10 protein-coding genes are annotated in these 14208 nt (G+C 65.1%); 1 reads left to right on the top strand and 9 read right to left on the bottom strand.

The window, feature by feature from the left end:
• Positions 1–9 precede the first annotated feature (9 nt).
• The 3 genes from MAIT1_RS20215 to MAIT1_RS20205 all read right to left on the bottom strand — a co-directional run bounded on the left by MAIT1_RS20215 (position 10) and on the right by MAIT1_RS20205 (position 2378).
• Positions 10–981, bottom strand: a complete 972-nt coding sequence (locus MAIT1_RS20215) for a TAXI family TRAP transporter solute-binding subunit (protein WP_085446839.1) — start codon at positions 979–981, stop codon at positions 10–12.
• 350 nt (positions 982–1331) lie between these two features.
• The gene (locus tag MAIT1_RS20210) at positions 1332–1823 is read right to left on the bottom strand and encodes a cyclic nucleotide-binding domain-containing protein (protein WP_085446838.1); all 492 of its coding nucleotides are present in this window, start codon (positions 1821–1823) and stop codon (positions 1332–1334) included.
• Positions 1824–1910: 87 nt separating this feature from the next.
• Entirely contained in the window at positions 1911–2378 is a 468-nt protein-coding gene (locus MAIT1_RS20205) for a cyclic nucleotide-binding domain-containing protein (RefSeq protein WP_085446836.1), read from the bottom strand.
• Positions 2379–2579: 201 nt separating this feature from the next.
• Here MAIT1_RS20205 and MAIT1_RS20200 point away from each other — a divergent pair, with 201 nt between their 5' ends.
• Positions 2580–2771 carry a DUF6726 family protein gene (locus MAIT1_RS20200; protein ID WP_085446834.1) on the top strand — a complete coding sequence of 64 codons (192 nt, stop codon included), beginning with the start codon at positions 2580–2582 and terminating at the stop codon, positions 2769–2771.
• 40 nt (positions 2772–2811) lie between these two features.
• Here MAIT1_RS20200 and MAIT1_RS20195 read toward each other — a convergent pair whose 3' ends face one another.
• The 6 genes from MAIT1_RS20195 to MAIT1_RS20170 all read right to left on the bottom strand — a co-directional run bounded on the left by MAIT1_RS20195 (position 2812) and on the right by MAIT1_RS20170 (position 14108).
• Complete coding sequence (locus MAIT1_RS20195) at positions 2812–4986, bottom strand: ATP-binding protein (protein ID WP_085446833.1); 2175 nt, start codon at positions 4984–4986, stop codon at positions 2812–2814.
• A gap of 262 nt (positions 4987–5248) precedes the next feature.
• Entirely contained in the window at positions 5249–7075 is a 1827-nt protein-coding gene (locus tag MAIT1_RS20190; protein WP_085446831.1) for an AMP-dependent synthetase/ligase, read from the bottom strand.
• Entirely contained in the window at positions 6996–9146 is a 2151-nt protein-coding gene (locus MAIT1_RS20185; protein WP_158089651.1) for a 3-hydroxyacyl-CoA dehydrogenase NAD-binding domain-containing protein, read from the bottom strand. Before MAIT1_RS20185 ends, MAIT1_RS20190 begins: the two co-directional genes overlap by 80 nt.
• 269 nt (positions 9147–9415) lie before the next feature.
• The gene (locus MAIT1_RS20180) at positions 9416–10702 is read right to left on the bottom strand and encodes an acetyl-CoA C-acetyltransferase (protein ID WP_085446828.1); all 1287 of its coding nucleotides are present in this window, start codon (positions 10700–10702) and stop codon (positions 9416–9418) included.
• On the bottom strand, positions 10699–13044 hold the full coding sequence (locus tag MAIT1_RS20175) for an acyl-CoA dehydrogenase (RefSeq protein WP_085446826.1): 2346 nt from the start codon (positions 13042–13044) through the stop codon (positions 10699–10701). Before MAIT1_RS20175 ends, MAIT1_RS20180 begins: the two co-directional genes overlap by 4 nt.
• Positions 13041–14108 carry a YiiX/YebB-like N1pC/P60 family cysteine hydrolase gene (locus tag MAIT1_RS20170; RefSeq protein WP_085446824.1) on the bottom strand — a complete coding sequence of 356 codons (1068 nt, stop codon included), beginning with the start codon at positions 14106–14108 and terminating at the stop codon, positions 13041–13043. Before MAIT1_RS20170 ends, MAIT1_RS20175 begins: the two co-directional genes overlap by 4 nt.
• Positions 14109–14208: the final 100 nt, after the last annotated feature.

Below are 14208 nucleotides of genomic sequence, written 5' to 3'. Positions count from 1 at the left end.
GTGTGCGGATTATTTGAGCATGCCCTTTTCACGCCAGAACTTCTCGGCGCCGGGGTGCATCGGGGTGACGATGCCGTTGACGCCGGTCTGGATGCTCATCTCTTTGAAGGTCTTCTTCTGGCTGCGCATGTGCGCCAAGCCCTTATCGGTGTAGATCACCGACAGCATTTTGTAGACCAGATCCGCCGGGGTGTTGGCGTTGGCCACCCACAGCGCGGAGTCTTGGAACGACGGCGTAGTTTTATCGACGCCGCGATAGGTCCCGGCCGGCACCGCGAGTTTGCTGAAGTAGGGGTACTCTTTGAAGAAGCCGCTCTTTTCGGCGTCGGCGCCGAGGTCCACCAGGTCGATGTCATTGGTCTGCGCGGCCATGATCACCGCGCCGCTGGGGAAGGCGGTGAACAGCCAGAAGGCGTCCAATTGATTGTTGCCGAAGGCCTGGGCGGCGTCATTGTAGCCCATGGCGTTGCGCTCCATCTTGTCCCACACGCCCATGTGGCTGAAGAACAGCTCGGCGTTGGCGAAGGCGCCGGAGCCAGCGTTGCCCACGCCCACTTTTTTGCCCACCAGATCGGAGGCGCTGGAGATGCCAGAGCCTTTACGCACCACCAACTGCGCGGGGGCGCCATACAGATAGGCCACCGCCATCACGTTTTCATACTTCTTGGCATCGTTCTTGAGCTTGCCGTTGCGGCCCAGATAGACGTGGCCGGAGTAGACCACGCCGAAGTCGGCGCGTCCGGCGTCCACTTTGCGCAGGTTCTCCACCGAACCGGCGGAGGATTGCGCTTTGACCTTATAGCCATCCAACTCTTTGATGGGTTTGTAGACTTGCACCGCGTTGGCCACCACCTGGAAGGTGCCGCCCGCTGGGCCGCCGCTGAAGGTGATGCGCTTGGCCAGCGCCTCTTGAGGTTGTGCGGTCATGCCCACCGCCAGGGCCGCGCCGCCGACAAACAGGGCTAACAGACGTCTGTTCATAAAGCTTCTCCTTGTCAATCGCCGACCTGCAAGCAGAGCGGCGCAGGGGTTTCGGATCGCCTCAAAGCGACCGACGAGATAGGGTTCGCCTCCCGCCGAGCAGAGGATTGCGCGTCGTTTGGCTGCTCCCGTTAACCAGGATAGCGTTCACTGATGACTTATATAAGCAACAGTTTAATTTATTCGGCGTGATTTCCAAAGCGCGAATTTGTCAGGAAAGCTAACAAGGTAGGCGCCTTAGCAACGATAGGAGGGATTTTGCGCGCGCGCGCCGAAGCGCGCATGGCGTGAAAAGCAGGCGACAAAGTCGTGACGGAGGGGGCTTTGGCGGGTTGTGGCAGGGGTCTGGATTAGCTGATGGGCTCTTGGCAGTCGCGTACGATGACGCTTTTGCTGGCCAGATTTTTGGTGTTGAAGGCCAGGCGTTGGGCCAACACCGAGGCGAGGCGGAAGTAGATCTGCTGGCCCACCTGGGGGTGGGCTTCGCACAGGGCGAACAGCTTCTGCCCATCGACCACCAGAAAGTTGCTGGCGCCGTGGCTGATGACGTCGGCGGAGGGCGCCACGCCCAGGAACCAGCCCACTTCGCCATACACCTCGTTATCGATGGCCTGGATGTCCACGTCCTTGAGGGTCTGTCCCACCACGGCGCGTTTGCTCACGCCGATGGAGCCCTCCAGGTGCAGATAGATATCCCGGGTCGGCGGTGGATTGCTTTCGCTGAGAATGGCGTCGCCGTGGGCGTAGCTGCGGATTTCACTGAATGTGGCGATCTCATCGAGAATCGCGTTATCCAGATCACGAAACAGGCGCACGCAGCGCAATACATCTAGGCTGGTCATGGTGTTTTTTCCATCCGCTTCTACGGTCGAGTGACGCAACTGGCGCCTCCCTGACTAATGCAGGGCATCATATCCGGGCGCAGTGCGTCAAGCGCTTTGTTGCGCAGCCTGTTGGGTGGCGTTGACCAGGCGCATGGAGAGCATGGAGGCCAGACGAAACATGATCAGAAAGCCCACGCTGGGATCCTCTTCGCACAGCGCAAACAGCTCTTCGCCATCCACCACCAACAAGCGTGAATCGCCGATGCTGGTCAGCTCCGCCGAGGGTCTGCGGCCCAACAGCCAGCTCACCTCGCCATACACCTCTTCATCGATGGTGGCCAGATTGACCGGCGAGTCGAACTGCTCTGCCGAGGGCGCTTTGGCCAGGTTCAAGCGGCCTTCGCGTAGCAGATAGAGGGTGCGATAGCCGTCGTCGGCGTGCTCCGAGAGCACCTTTTGGCCATCAGTAAAGCGGCGCACGGCGCTAAAGGAGGCGACGCGCTCAAGGGTGACGTCTTCCAGGCCTTCGAACAGGGATGTCGCGGCCAGCTCATCATAGAGTTCTGTATTCATTGGGATATCCAAAGCGCATAATTGATTGAATCGCAGTCATAATAAGCCTGCGGACGCCACATTATATAACACTTTGTCACGTTCGGTAGTGCGTAAATGCAACAATTTCGCAACACGTGTGGCGCGTGTTTACCACACGGTCTACAATTCGTGGGCCGGATTCATTGTTTTCAGCAGGAAAAACATCGGAAAGAGAAGCCAATGCGGCGAGTTTCGGGTCTTGCGGGGATTGTGTTGATCAGCGTTCTGCTGTCGGGCTGTTTTTTCACCAAGGTGGTGAGCGCGCCCATGCGGGTGGTGGGCGGGGTGGCCTCCATTGTGCCGGTGGTGGGGGAGAAGATGCATGACTCCATCGACTCCGCCGCCGATGCGGTGGACAAGGCGCCGCTGTAATTCCCCGCGTCTGGCGTGCGGGTTCGCCAGCACGCGCCCGTCAGATTGGCGCCAACGGCAGACGAATGGTCACCAGCACGCCGCTGGGAGCGTCGAGGCTCTGCGCGATAATTTCGCCATGATGTCGCGATGCGATGCGCCGCGCCAGAGAGAGGCCCAGACCAGGGCGCCATAGGCCATCGGCGGGTGGCTGGGTTCCCTCGGGCGGCACGCTGACCATGGCGTCGAACAGTCTATCGCCCATCTGCGTGGGCAGAGCGGGGCCGAGATTGCGCGTCGTCATCACCGCCATGCCGCCCTGGCGCGCCAGCTCCACGCGGATGGTGCTGCCCGGTTCGGCGTACTGGGCGGCGTTCTCCAGCACCTTTTCACACATCAGCGCCACCGCGCTCTGCACCCCCATCACCATCACCGGATCGGTCGGCCGCTCGAGGGAGAAGTCGGCCTCGGGATAGCGCTGCTTGAGGGAGTTGACGCCGCCGCTCAAGGCAAAGGTGAGATCGAATGGCGCGTCATCGTTTTCGGCCAGGGCGCGGTCCAACTCCCGCGACTGATGTAGCGCGGTATACAACGTCTCCAGCGGCCCCAACGCCTGCAGCGCTTGCGCGGCGGCTTGCGCGGCGTTTTGGTCGGCGGCGGCCTGTTCGTCCTGGAGCGGTTGCAGCGCCGCGCGGGCGCTGGCCAGGGGCGCGTACATGTGGTTGAGCAGTCGATCCGCCAATCCCGCCAGATAACGATTGTGCTCATCCAGGCGCACCAGAATCAGGGTGAATGCGCGCGACAGATCCCCCAGTTCATCCGGCGCCCGCGCCGGAGTCGGCGCCGCCAGCACGCGGGCGTCGGGGTCCAGCGCCTCATGCAGTTGATCGCGCAGCAGAATCACGCGTCGGGCGAAGGCGAGCCCCAACCACCCCATCCATATGGCCAACGCCGCCATCAGGCTCAATAGAGCGCCCAGCAGCCCTGCTGCGCTGCGCTCCAGCGCGCGTTGCAGCCCATCCAGGGGCGTCTCCACCCACACCGCCCCCAGCGTCGAATCCCCATGGCGCACCGGCGCCGCCGCCCGCGCCACCGGCGCGCGCAGAGGATCGTCTCTGCTCCAGACCGCTTGCGGCTGGGTCAATTGCGCCGCCATCACCGGACGCGCCAACGCCTGTGCATTGGCGTCCTGCGGCGCTGTTGGCAGCAGACGATGCGCCCAGGGGGTCCAGAAGCGCGTTTGCTGCATGCCATCATCCTTGCCAGGAGCGCCCAGGCGCGCCAACTCCCGTCCGGTCTTATCCACGATCACCATCTGCCCGGCAAACGATCGAAAGCCGCCCAGCAGCGCGCTGAGCGCTTTGCCGCGGGAGTCATCGAGAGGCTTCTCCTTGGCAGAGGGGGGCGATGCGGGTTTGCCCGGTTGCGCGCTGTGGCGCGCGTTGAGCAGGGTCACGCGCGGGTTCTCCGCATCCGCCTCATCCACATCGCCCAGGGAGAGGGTCGCCTCCAGTTTGGGGCCGAGCATGTCGCGGGGGATGCGCAGCTCCACCAAAAAGCCGTCGCCCTGCTCCTTCCACATCCCTTTGATGCGAATCTCTGGGCGATCCGGCAAGCCATCCAGGGGGTCGCCCTTGAGCAGGTGGGCGTTGATCCAGCCCGCTTTGGTGGGGGAGATGGCGTAGTGATGCGCACTGCCTTCGGCGTCGATCAGTTCAATGCGCAGATGGTCGGAGCGGTATAGGCGCAGACCGTTGCGGTCGCGGTAGACGATGTGCTTGTCGCGGGCGATGAGCAGGGCGTAGAGGAACTCCTCATTGGCGGCAAACAGCGATTGAAAGTCCGGCGGATCTTTCAGGGCGGGGTCGATTTTGCTCAGTTGATGGCGGTCGGCGAAGCCCATGAGGTCGGCCCACTCCTGGGATTTGCCATCCAGGCGCACGGCGTGTTCGATCAGGCGCGCGCGGCTCACCACGATCTCTTCGAGGGCCTGCAACGCCGGATCCAGGGAGGGATCCAGCAGCTCCGGGCGACCGGTCAGGAACTGGGCCACCCCATTGGCCACGCTCAGGGCGTTGTGGGTCTGCGCCTGCGCCGCTTCGCCCAGCAGCGCGCGGCCCAGCGATGCGCCCAGCCAGGGCAGGGCGATGAGGGCCAACAGGCCCAGCGCCAGCATCTGCGCGCGCAGTCCGGTAAACAGGCGCACGCCGCGCCGTATGCGAAGAGAGGGTTGCATCACCAAATTCAATCAACCAAACGTCAGGTCGCGCCAACCGGCCAATTGCAATAGGCTGGTCGAGGGCGACAATCCAATGGGTCCCTTGATGGGTTCTTATCGAACCCAGCGGGCCGACCCATGACCGCTATTTTGTCGCACAATAGCTGGCTGGCGCGGCGCGATGCGGCGTTTGGCGTTATGGGGTGATGGTTGCAAATGCACAGACCGCAACGCCATTGGGCGTCGCGGTCTGGCAAAAGATGCATACTGTTCTAGTAGGTTACGCCTCGTGGCCGCGGTAGAGGGCGTCGATCTGCCGCCCATAGCGTTCCACAATGGCGTGGCGTTTGATCTTCAACGTGGGGGTGATCAGTCCATTCTCCACGCTCCACGGCTCGAAGGTTAGATGGGCGCGGCGGATGGTCACATAAGCGGGGAAGGCGGCCAGTTGCGCGTTCATGCGCTTGATGCACAGCCCCTCGATGCGGCCATCGGCCAGCGCCGCCGGTTGATTGGGATCCAACCCCTGCTCCTGCGCCAGTTTGCGCCAGGCGCTCTCATCCAGCGTCGCCAGCAGCGCCAGATAGGGGCGACCCTCGCCGATGAGAAGGGTCTGGGCAAACAGCGGGTCGCGCTCAATGGCGCTCTCCACGTCGCCGGGGGCCACTTTGCGCCCATTGGCCATCACCAGAATCTCTTTCAGGCGCCCCACCAGACGGATGTGGCCGTGTGCGTCCAACTCCGCCAGATCGCCGGTGTGGTACCACCCTTCGGCGTCGATGGCCTGTTTGGTGGCCAGGGGATTGCGCCAGTAGCCGCGCATCACGTTGGGGCCGCGCACGCACAGTTCGCCTTTTTCGTCGGTGCGGGCGTCGATGCCCGGCAGCGGCGCGCCCACGGTCTCCGGCGCGTTATCCTCCAGGGTGTTGACGCTCACCACCGGCGCGGTTTCGGTGAGACCATAGCCCTGCACCAGCGGCAGCCCCAGCCCCAGGAAGAAGTGGGAGATCTCTGGAGAGAGCGGGGCGCCGCCGGAGACCGCCACCCGCAGCCGTCCGCCCAACCGCGCCAGCAGCGGCCGCGCCGCCAGGGCGCGCAGCAGCGGCCACAGGGTTTCGCGCCAGCTCCAGCGGGCGCGATGTTGTTGGTGTTGAAAGTGGTCCCAGCCGCTCGCCACCGCCAGATTCAGCAGTTTGGCGCGCCACGGGGCGGCGTGGGACAGCTTCTCCATCACACGCCGGTGAATGCGCTCGAAGATGCGCGGCGCCGAGATCAGCACCGTGGGGCGCACCGTGCGCAGATCCTCGGGCAGGTCGGCGATGCTGCGCGCATACGCCACTTCGCTGCCCGCCAGCATCGGCAGGTAGTAACCAGCGGTGCGCTCCAGCGCATGGGAGAGCGGCAGGAACGACAGGAAGCAGTCCTCCGGGTAGGCCTCGATGCGCGAAACCGCCGCGTAGACGTCGGCCAGAATGTTGCCATGGGTCAACATCACCCCTTTGGCCGGACCGGTGGAGCCGGAGGTGTAGGTGATGGTGGCCAGGGAGTCGGCGTGCATGTCCGGTTCATCGAACGGCCACGGGTCGCCCTGCTCCGGCAGCCACGTTTCCACCGCCTGCACGCGGGCGTCTTTGCGGGCCTCCCCCATGCCGCCTTGCAGAATCAGCACATGCTGCAGCGCGCGCGGCAGGTCGCCGCTTTGTTTGATCTCGCGCCACAGCAGCACGTTCTCAGTGAGTAGGGCGCGGGCGCCGGAGTCGCTGAGCACATGGCGCGCCGACTCCGGGCGATCCTGCGCATACAGCGGCACGGTGATCAATCCCAGACTCAACGCCGCCTGGTCGAACAGCGCCCACTCGCGGCGATTGTGCAGTTGAATCGCCACCCGTTGGCCCTGTTTGAGCCCCAGTTTGCGCAGTCCGGCGCGCCAGCGCGCCACGTCATCGGCGGTTTGCCGCCAGGTGAAGCGCAGCCACTCGCCCCGCTCGGCGTCATACTGACGATAGGCGGGGGCGTCGGGGCTGTGTTCAACACGCGCGCGGAACAGCGCCGACAGGGTGGTCGCCTCCCCCTTGGGGAGAATGTCGTTGTGATGTCGCCACAGCATGAGTCGTCTCCTGCTGTTGTAGCCAATCGATGAGAGTCGCATCGCTCCAGCCGCCGTGCATGGCCAGACGCGGACCGTGGGCGCGCTCCAATGCGTCGAAGCGCGCCGCCAACTCCGACTCGCCCAACTGCGCCGCATAGCGCATGGGGCCGCCCAGGTGCGGCGCGAAACCGGTTCCGAACACCATACCGGCGTCGGCCATGTCGGGGTCTTCCACCACCCCTTCAGCCAGACACGCGGCCACTTCATTGAGCAGCGGCGCCATCAGGCGTTGGTGCAGCGGACCGTCCACCCACTGGCCGCGCTCGCTGGCGCGGGGTTCACTGGCGGCGGCGTACTGATAGAAGCCCTGGCCGCTCTTCTCGCCCAACAGGCCGTCGGCCACCATCACCCGCAAGCGTGCGGGGATCTCCAGTTTCAGCGTCGGGGCCAGCTCTTCGGCCACCGACAGGCACACATCCAGCCCCACCGTGTCGGCCAGACGCAGCGGCCCCATGGGCATGCCGAAGGCCAGCGCCGCCTGGTCGATGCAGCGGGTGTCGATGCCCTCGTCCATCATGCGCACCGCTTCGAGCATGTAGGGCATGAGGGCGCGATTGACCAGGAATCCCGGGCTGCTGGTCACCGGCAGCGGCAGTTTGTCCACTGTGACGGCGAAACGCAGCGCGCGGGCGATGGCTTCGTCGCTGCTCTGCGGGCCGCGCACCACCTCGATCAACGGCATGCGCGCCACCGGGTTGAAGAAGTGCAGCCCCACCAGCCGCGTGGGGTCGATCAACCCCTTGGCCAACTCCTGTAGCGGGATCGCCGAGGTGTTGCTGGCCAGCACGGCGTCGGGGCGCATCTTCGGCTCCAACTGGGCGAACAGTTCGCGTTTGGCCGCCTGGTTCTCGAAGATCGCTTCGATGACGATGTCGGCGCGGGCCGCGCCGTCGCCGCGCGGATCGGGGATCAGGCGGTCAAGCACCTGTTGCACCCGGCGCGGATCTTTCAGTTTGCGTTTGGCCAGTTTGGCGGTCTCCGCCACCGCGCGGCCCAGCAGTTTGGGGTCGAGCCCCTGGAGGCTCACCCGCAGACCGTTCAAAGCGCACCAGGAGGCGATGCCGCGACCCATCACGCCGTCGCCCACCACATGCACATGGCGCGGCGCCGGGGCGTCGTTCTTGCCCAACTTCTTCATGCGTTCGCGCAGGAAGAACAGACGGGTCAAGCTGCGCGCAGCGGGGGAGACCAGCAGATGCGCCACCTGCTCGGCTTCGCGCGGTTGCGCTGTGGTGGAATCGCTCACCCCATGGGCCCAGTGTTCGATCAGGGCGTAGGGGGCGGGGTAGTGGGACGGGTTGGCCTTGTCGCGCACCTGTCCGCGCAGCGCCGCCGCCACCCATGTGCGCAGCGGCCACACCCCCGGCAGACGCGCCAGCCATCCGGCGCGACGCGGCTGCGGCGCCCGCTGCAGCAGATCGTGGGCGGCGCGCTGTTCCAGCCGCTCGGGGGTGATTACATCCGCCAGCCCCAGCCGTTTGGCCTTGCGCGCATCCACTGTGGCCCCGGCCAGCATCAGCGACATCGCCGGGACGTGGCCGATCAGACGCGGCAGACGCCAACTGCCGCCAAAGCCGGGGAAGATTCCCAGTTTGATCTCTGGCAGTCCCACCCGGGTGGCGGCGTCATCGCGCAGCACCCGATAGCGGCACGCCAGCGCCAGCTCCAGGCCGCCGCCTAAGCAGTGGCCGTGAATCAGCGCCAGGGTGGGGTGGGGGAAGCGGTCGATGCGATCCATCAACGCCTGCCCCTCCTGGATCAATGGCAACGCCTCGCGCTCTGTGCGCAGTTGGCCGAAGGCGCTCACGTCCGCTCCGGCGATGAAGCCCGCCGGTTTCGCCGAACGGAAGATCACCCCGGCGATGGAGGCGTCCTCCAGCTCCGCTAGAATCGCGTTGAGCTCCTCAATGGACGCCTTGGAGAGCGTGTTGGCGCCCGCGTCCGGCGCATCGGCGGTGATGGTGACGATGTGATCCGTCTCATCGCGCTCCCAGCGCCAGTAGGTTCCGATACACAGATGGTCCGACATGGTCTGTCTCCCACTGCTCATAAGTCGTGCAATAGGGCTGGGTTTGGGCTGGGTTGATTGGGGGATGAAAGATGTTGGGGCTTCGCCCCAAACCCCACCAGGGCTTTGCCCTGGACCCATGAGGGCTCCGCCCTCAACCAGCCAGGGCTCTGCCCTGGACCCGGCAGGCCAAATTGGGATAAATCCCGATTTCCCTGCACCCTCGTTAGTTTTGCTCCTTGCTCGACTCGCACATTGTTTCTGAATCTTCAGTTCTTGCCTCTACTCAGTCAGACGACACGCTCCACCATCATGGCGCCGCCCTGGCCGCCGCCGATGCACAACGCCGCCACGCCGCGTCTCTCCTGACGTCGCTTCAATGCGTTGAGCAGATGCAGCACAATGCGCGCGCCGCTGGCCCCCACCGGATGGCCCAAACTGATGGCCCCGCCATCAATATTCAGCCGTTCGGAGTCGATATGGCCAAAACGACGCTCCAGGCCCAGTTCGCTGCGGCAGAAGTCGTCATCATCCAACGCCGCCACACAGGCCAGCGCCTGCGCCGCGAACGCTTCATTGATCTCCCACAGATCCACCCGCTGCATGTCGATCTGTTCGCGCGCCAACAATGCCGGGATGGCGTAGGCCGGTCCCAAGCCCATCTGTTCCGGGTCCAGACCGCGCCATGTGGCCGCCGAGATCACCCCCAGCGGTTTGAGGTTGTAGCGCTCCAGCGCCTCCTCCGAGGCCAGCAGCAGCAGCGCCGCGCCGTCGGTCACCTGGGCGCTGTTGCCTGCGGTGATGTTGCCCAACGGCTTGTCGAACACCGGACGCAGTTTGGCCAGCTTCTCCGGCGTGGAGTCGGGCCGCACGCCGTCGTCGGCGTCATAGAAGCGCCCTTTGTCATCGAACAGCAGCACATTCTCCACAGCCAGCGCCGGGCGCGTTTCGGCGGCGCGCAGATGGCTGTCGGCGGCGAACTGGTCCATGGCCGCGCGGCTCACGCCAAAACGGTGGGCCAGATTCTCCGCCGTCTGCCCCATGGACAGGCCGCTCTTGGGATCGGTAAGCCCCTGCAACAGGCTGATCACCGGCGTCAGCAGGCTGAGGCGGAAGCGGCTCAACGCCGCCAGCTTTTGCGGCAGCGAGCGGGCGCGGGCCAAACCGCCCATCCAGGCGGCGAAGCGCTCGGTGAACTTCAGCGGCGCGTGGGACATGGCGTCCACACCACCCGCCAGAATCAGATCGGCGTCGCCGTCGGCGATGAGCCGCGCGGCGGAATCCAACGCCTGCATGCCCGAACCGCAGTTGCGCTGCACCGTCCACGCCGGCACATGGTCGCCGCAGCCCAGGCGTTGCGCCACCACGCGGGCGATGTTGGCCTCCTGCGACTCCTGCACCACGCAGCCCAGAATCACTTCGTCCAGCTCTTCGGGTTCAAACGGTTGCCGCAGCAGCAGCGTGCGCCCGGCCTGTGTGGCCAGATCCGACGCGCTGAAGGGTCCGGGGACCCCGCGCGCCTTCAGAAACGGGGTGCGCAAGCCGTCCACGACATACACTTTGCGGGTGGCGTTCATGCTGCGCGCTCCTTACTGGAGTTGATCCAACACACCGAGGGGAACTCGTCCACCGCGGTCACCGTCAACCGCGCCTGCGCCAGTTGTTGCAGACGCTGCGCCTCCAGCGGCGTGATCACGCCTGCGTCCACCGCCTCTTGCAGATGCCCTTCCGGGGCCTGAATGGCGTGTTCCTGCACCGGCGGTTGCGCTGTTTTGAGCCAGCGCATGAAGCGTTTTTCCGGCTCGGCGGCGCGGCGCGCCAGCATGCGCGCATTCTCCAACTGCGCCAGCGGTTCGCGTTCATCCCAGGGGATGTAGAGGCCGCCCAACAGACGCTGCATATCGTCCATGTGGCCATCCAGCCGTTCGGCCAGCGCCAGCAGACGGGCGTCGTCCACCGCGCGGTTGCGACTGCCCCACGGGAAGATCAGCAGACCCATCAGGCCGCCGACGATGCGGTCGGGGAAGTTCTCGATGACGCCGATCAGCGCCCTCTCCACTTGATGCAGGCTGTCGTCCACGCTGGTTTGCAGCAGCAGCAGATCGGCGTCGGGACGGCCATCGTCCTCAAACCGCTTGAGCAGCGCCGAGGCCAGATAGAGGTGGCTCAACACATCGGCCAGACGCCCGGAGAGCGCCTCGCGCCGCTTGAGCCCGCCCGCCAGCCGCGCCAGCGCCAGATCCGAGGCGATGGCGAAATTGCTGGAGGCGTGGGCCAGTCGTTGATAGAGGCGACGTAATGCGCCATCAGTTCCGCGCGGCGCCGAGGCCAGCCATCCACCGGTCAAGCCGTGGAACAGACTGCGCAGGGCGTTGAGTTTGACGTGGACAATGTGGCCGAACAGGGCGCGGTCGAAGGCGATCAAACGTTCCGCATAGGGGCCGTCGCCGGTGGCCGCCTGGATCTCCTGCAGCAGCCACGGGTGCGCCCGCACCGCGCCCTGCCCGAAGATCATCAGGCTGCGGGTGAGGATGTTGGCGCCCTCCACCGTAATGCCGATGGGGATCGCCCGATAGGCGTTGGCCAGCAGATTGCTCGGGCCTTGGCAGATGGCGGTTCCGCCCCACACGTCCATGGCGTCGTTGACGCTGCGGCGCATCCCTTCAGTCAGTTGCTGCTTGACGATGCCGCTGATCACCGCCGGACGCAGGCCCGAATCCAACGCCTGCAGGGTGACCCGCCGCGCCGACTCCATGCGATACGCCTCCAGCGCCAGACGGCCCAGGCGTTCGCCTACGCCCTCGAAGCGTCCGATGGGCAGGCCGAACTGCTGGCGCACGCGGCCATAGGCGCCGCTGATGCGCGCGGCGTATTTGGCCGCGCCGGTGGAGAGAGCCGGCAGGCTGATGCCGCGCCCTTCCGACAGGCACGCCATCAACATGCGCCAGCCTTGACCGATGCCCGCCTCGCCGCCGATGATGGCGGTGAGCGGAATGAACACGTCGTGGCCACGGGTCGGGCCGTTGAGGAACGGCACCCCCAGCGGATCATGCCGCGAGCCGATGGAGACCCCTGGCAGATCGGTGGGGATCAGCGCCAGGGTGATGCCGCGTTTGCTCTGCCCGCTAAGGAGATGGTCCGGGTCATACAGTTTAAACGCCAGACCCAACACCGTGGCGATGGGCGCCAGGGTGATATAGCGTTTATCCCAGTTCAAACGCACCCCCAGCACGTTGTCCTGGCCGCGCCAGCGGCCATGACACACCACGCCGGAGTCGGGAATGGCGCCCGCATCGCTGCCCGCGCGCGGACTGGTCAGCGCGAAGCAGGGAACCTCTTCGCCCCGCGCCAGACGCGGCAGGTAGTACTCCTTCTGCTCCTCGGTTCCGTAGTGCAGCAGCAGCTCCGCCGGGCCCAGGGAGTTGGGCACCATCACGGTGACCGCCGCCGTCACGCTGCGGCTGGCGACCTTCATCACCACCGCCGAGTGGGCCTGCGCCGAAAACCCCTTGCCGCCGAATTCACGCGGGATGATCAGGCCGAAAAAGCCTTCGGAGCGGATGTAACGCCAGGCGGCGGGGCTCAGATCGTGATCGATCTGGGTAATGCGCCAGTCGTCGATCAGACTGCACAGCTTCTCCACCGGACCATCCAGAAACGCCTGTTCCTCGTGCGTCAGGCGTGGCGGATCGGTATTCAGCAGCGCGTCCCAACGCGGTTTGCCGCGAAACAGTTCGCGCTCCCACCACACATCGCCCCCCTCCAACGCCTCCTGTTCGGTAGACGAGAGTTTGGGCATGGCGCGACCGAACAGCGCCATAATCGGCGCGCTCACCAGTCGGCGTCGCAACGGCGGGGTCAACAGCAGGCCCAGCCCGACGCCGACGATAATCATCAGCGACATCAGCCAAGCGTTCATGATTTCTCTCTCCTATGAAAGGAGGGCGGCGGCAGCGTCGCGCCGCCATGGTGCGCCATGATGCGGCGCACCAATCCGGCGTGCGGGTCGTCCTCCAAAGCGTGGCTGCGTCGCCACAGCCAAGCGCGGTAACCATGACGCAGCCGTCTGATTGCGCGGATCCAGCGGCGTCTGGCCAATCTTTTCATGTTGTTGCTGGCCCAGCCCAGGGGGTTCCAGCTCTTGCCGGTCTCCGCCTCCACGTCGGGGGTGGGCAGATAGCATTCGTTGTGTTCGTTGCACACCCACCCCTCGGTGTCCCACGGCAGGTCGCGATAGTTCTCGGCGGCCTCCACCAGCGGATACTTCACCACTTCAAAGTAGGGCGAGTGGTCGAAGTCGCGCGGGGTCACCAAGCGCTCGTTGCGGCGGAACAGACGCATCTTGCCGTTGGCGTCGGGGCGGATGATGGGGGTGATGGGAAAGCGCACCGATGTGAACGCTTCGGCCAGCATGGTGGAGCACACCGTGCGCGCGGCCTTGCCGGCGCGGTGGGAGAACAGGCTGGAGCGCCAGCGTCCGGGAATGATGCTGTAGGGGAACAGAAAGCGCATCAAGTCGAGGATTTGGCGGATATCGTAGTCGGCGCCCAGACGGCGGATGGCGAAGGCGATGACCCGATGGACGTCCCGCTCCAGCAGCCCTTTGGGGCGGCTGATGCGCAGATGTTGGCCGCGATAGGTCTCCAGCGGGGTGATCACCACGCCACGGCCCAGCAGCGCCTCCACCAGCAGCGGCTCCTCCTCGTCGCCATCGAAGAAATCCATGACGCGGGCGCGCAACTGGGGGTTGTGGATATCGCGCAGCCGACCAATATAGAGGGCGGAGTGGGACCAGGTGCTTTGGGTGATGGTTTTGATCACCTGGCCAACGCGGCTGGCGCCTTCGGCCAGCAGCACGTCGCCAGGACGAACCTCACTGCGCAGGCGATCAAAATTGCACAAAGGGGAGGGCCGATGACGGTACTCGTCCGTCAACCAATGGACCAAAAAACGCTGCGTCGTTGAGAACGACGACCCGTTCATGACCACTCTCCTCGCTGTTTGGATCCGGTCGCGAAACGCCGGACCTTCTGTCACTTAGAGTGACCCGTTTATGGATAAGTTCTAATATGGCCTCCATTAG

Source organism: Magnetofaba australis IT-1, assembly GCF_002109495.1.
Taxonomy (GTDB): domain Bacteria; phylum Pseudomonadota; class Magnetococcia; order Magnetococcales; family Magnetococcaceae; genus Magnetofaba; species Magnetofaba australis.
This window is presented reverse-complemented; position numbering and strand designations above follow the sequence as displayed.

Bases quoted from the DNA above. Each gene is read 5' to 3' on its own strand.
- MAIT1_RS20215 (WP_085446839.1), bottom strand. From the start codon at position 981: ATGAACAGACGTCTGTTAGCCCTGTTTGTCGGCGGCGCGGCCCTGGCG.
- MAIT1_RS20210 (WP_085446838.1), bottom strand. From the start codon at position 1,823: ATGACCAGCCTAGATGTATTGCGCTGCGTGCGCCTGTTTCGTGATCTG.
- MAIT1_RS20205 (WP_085446836.1), bottom strand. From the start codon at position 2,378: ATGAATACAGAACTCTATGATGAGCTGGCCGCGACATCCCTGTTCGAA.
- MAIT1_RS20200 (WP_085446834.1), top strand. From the start codon at position 2,580: ATGCGGCGAGTTTCGGGTCTTGCGGGGATTGTGTTGATCAGCGTTCTG.
- MAIT1_RS20195 (WP_085446833.1), bottom strand. From the start codon at position 4,986: ATGCAACCCTCTCTTCGCATACGGCGCGGCGTGCGCCTGTTTACCGGA.
- MAIT1_RS20190 (WP_085446831.1), bottom strand. From the start codon at position 7,075: ATGCTGTGGCGACATCACAACGACATTCTCCCCAAGGGGGAGGCGACC.
- MAIT1_RS20185 (WP_158089651.1), bottom strand. From the start codon at position 9,146: ATGTCGGACCATCTGTGTATCGGAACCTACTGGCGCTGGGAGCGCGAT.
- MAIT1_RS20180 (WP_085446828.1), bottom strand. From the start codon at position 10,702: ATGAACGCCACCCGCAAAGTGTATGTCGTGGACGGCTTGCGCACCCCG.
- MAIT1_RS20175 (WP_085446826.1), bottom strand. From the start codon at position 13,044: ATGAACGCTTGGCTGATGTCGCTGATGATTATCGTCGGCGTCGGGCTG.
- MAIT1_RS20170 (WP_085446824.1), bottom strand. From the start codon at position 14,108: ATGAACGGGTCGTCGTTCTCAACGACGCAGCGTTTTTTGGTCCATTGG.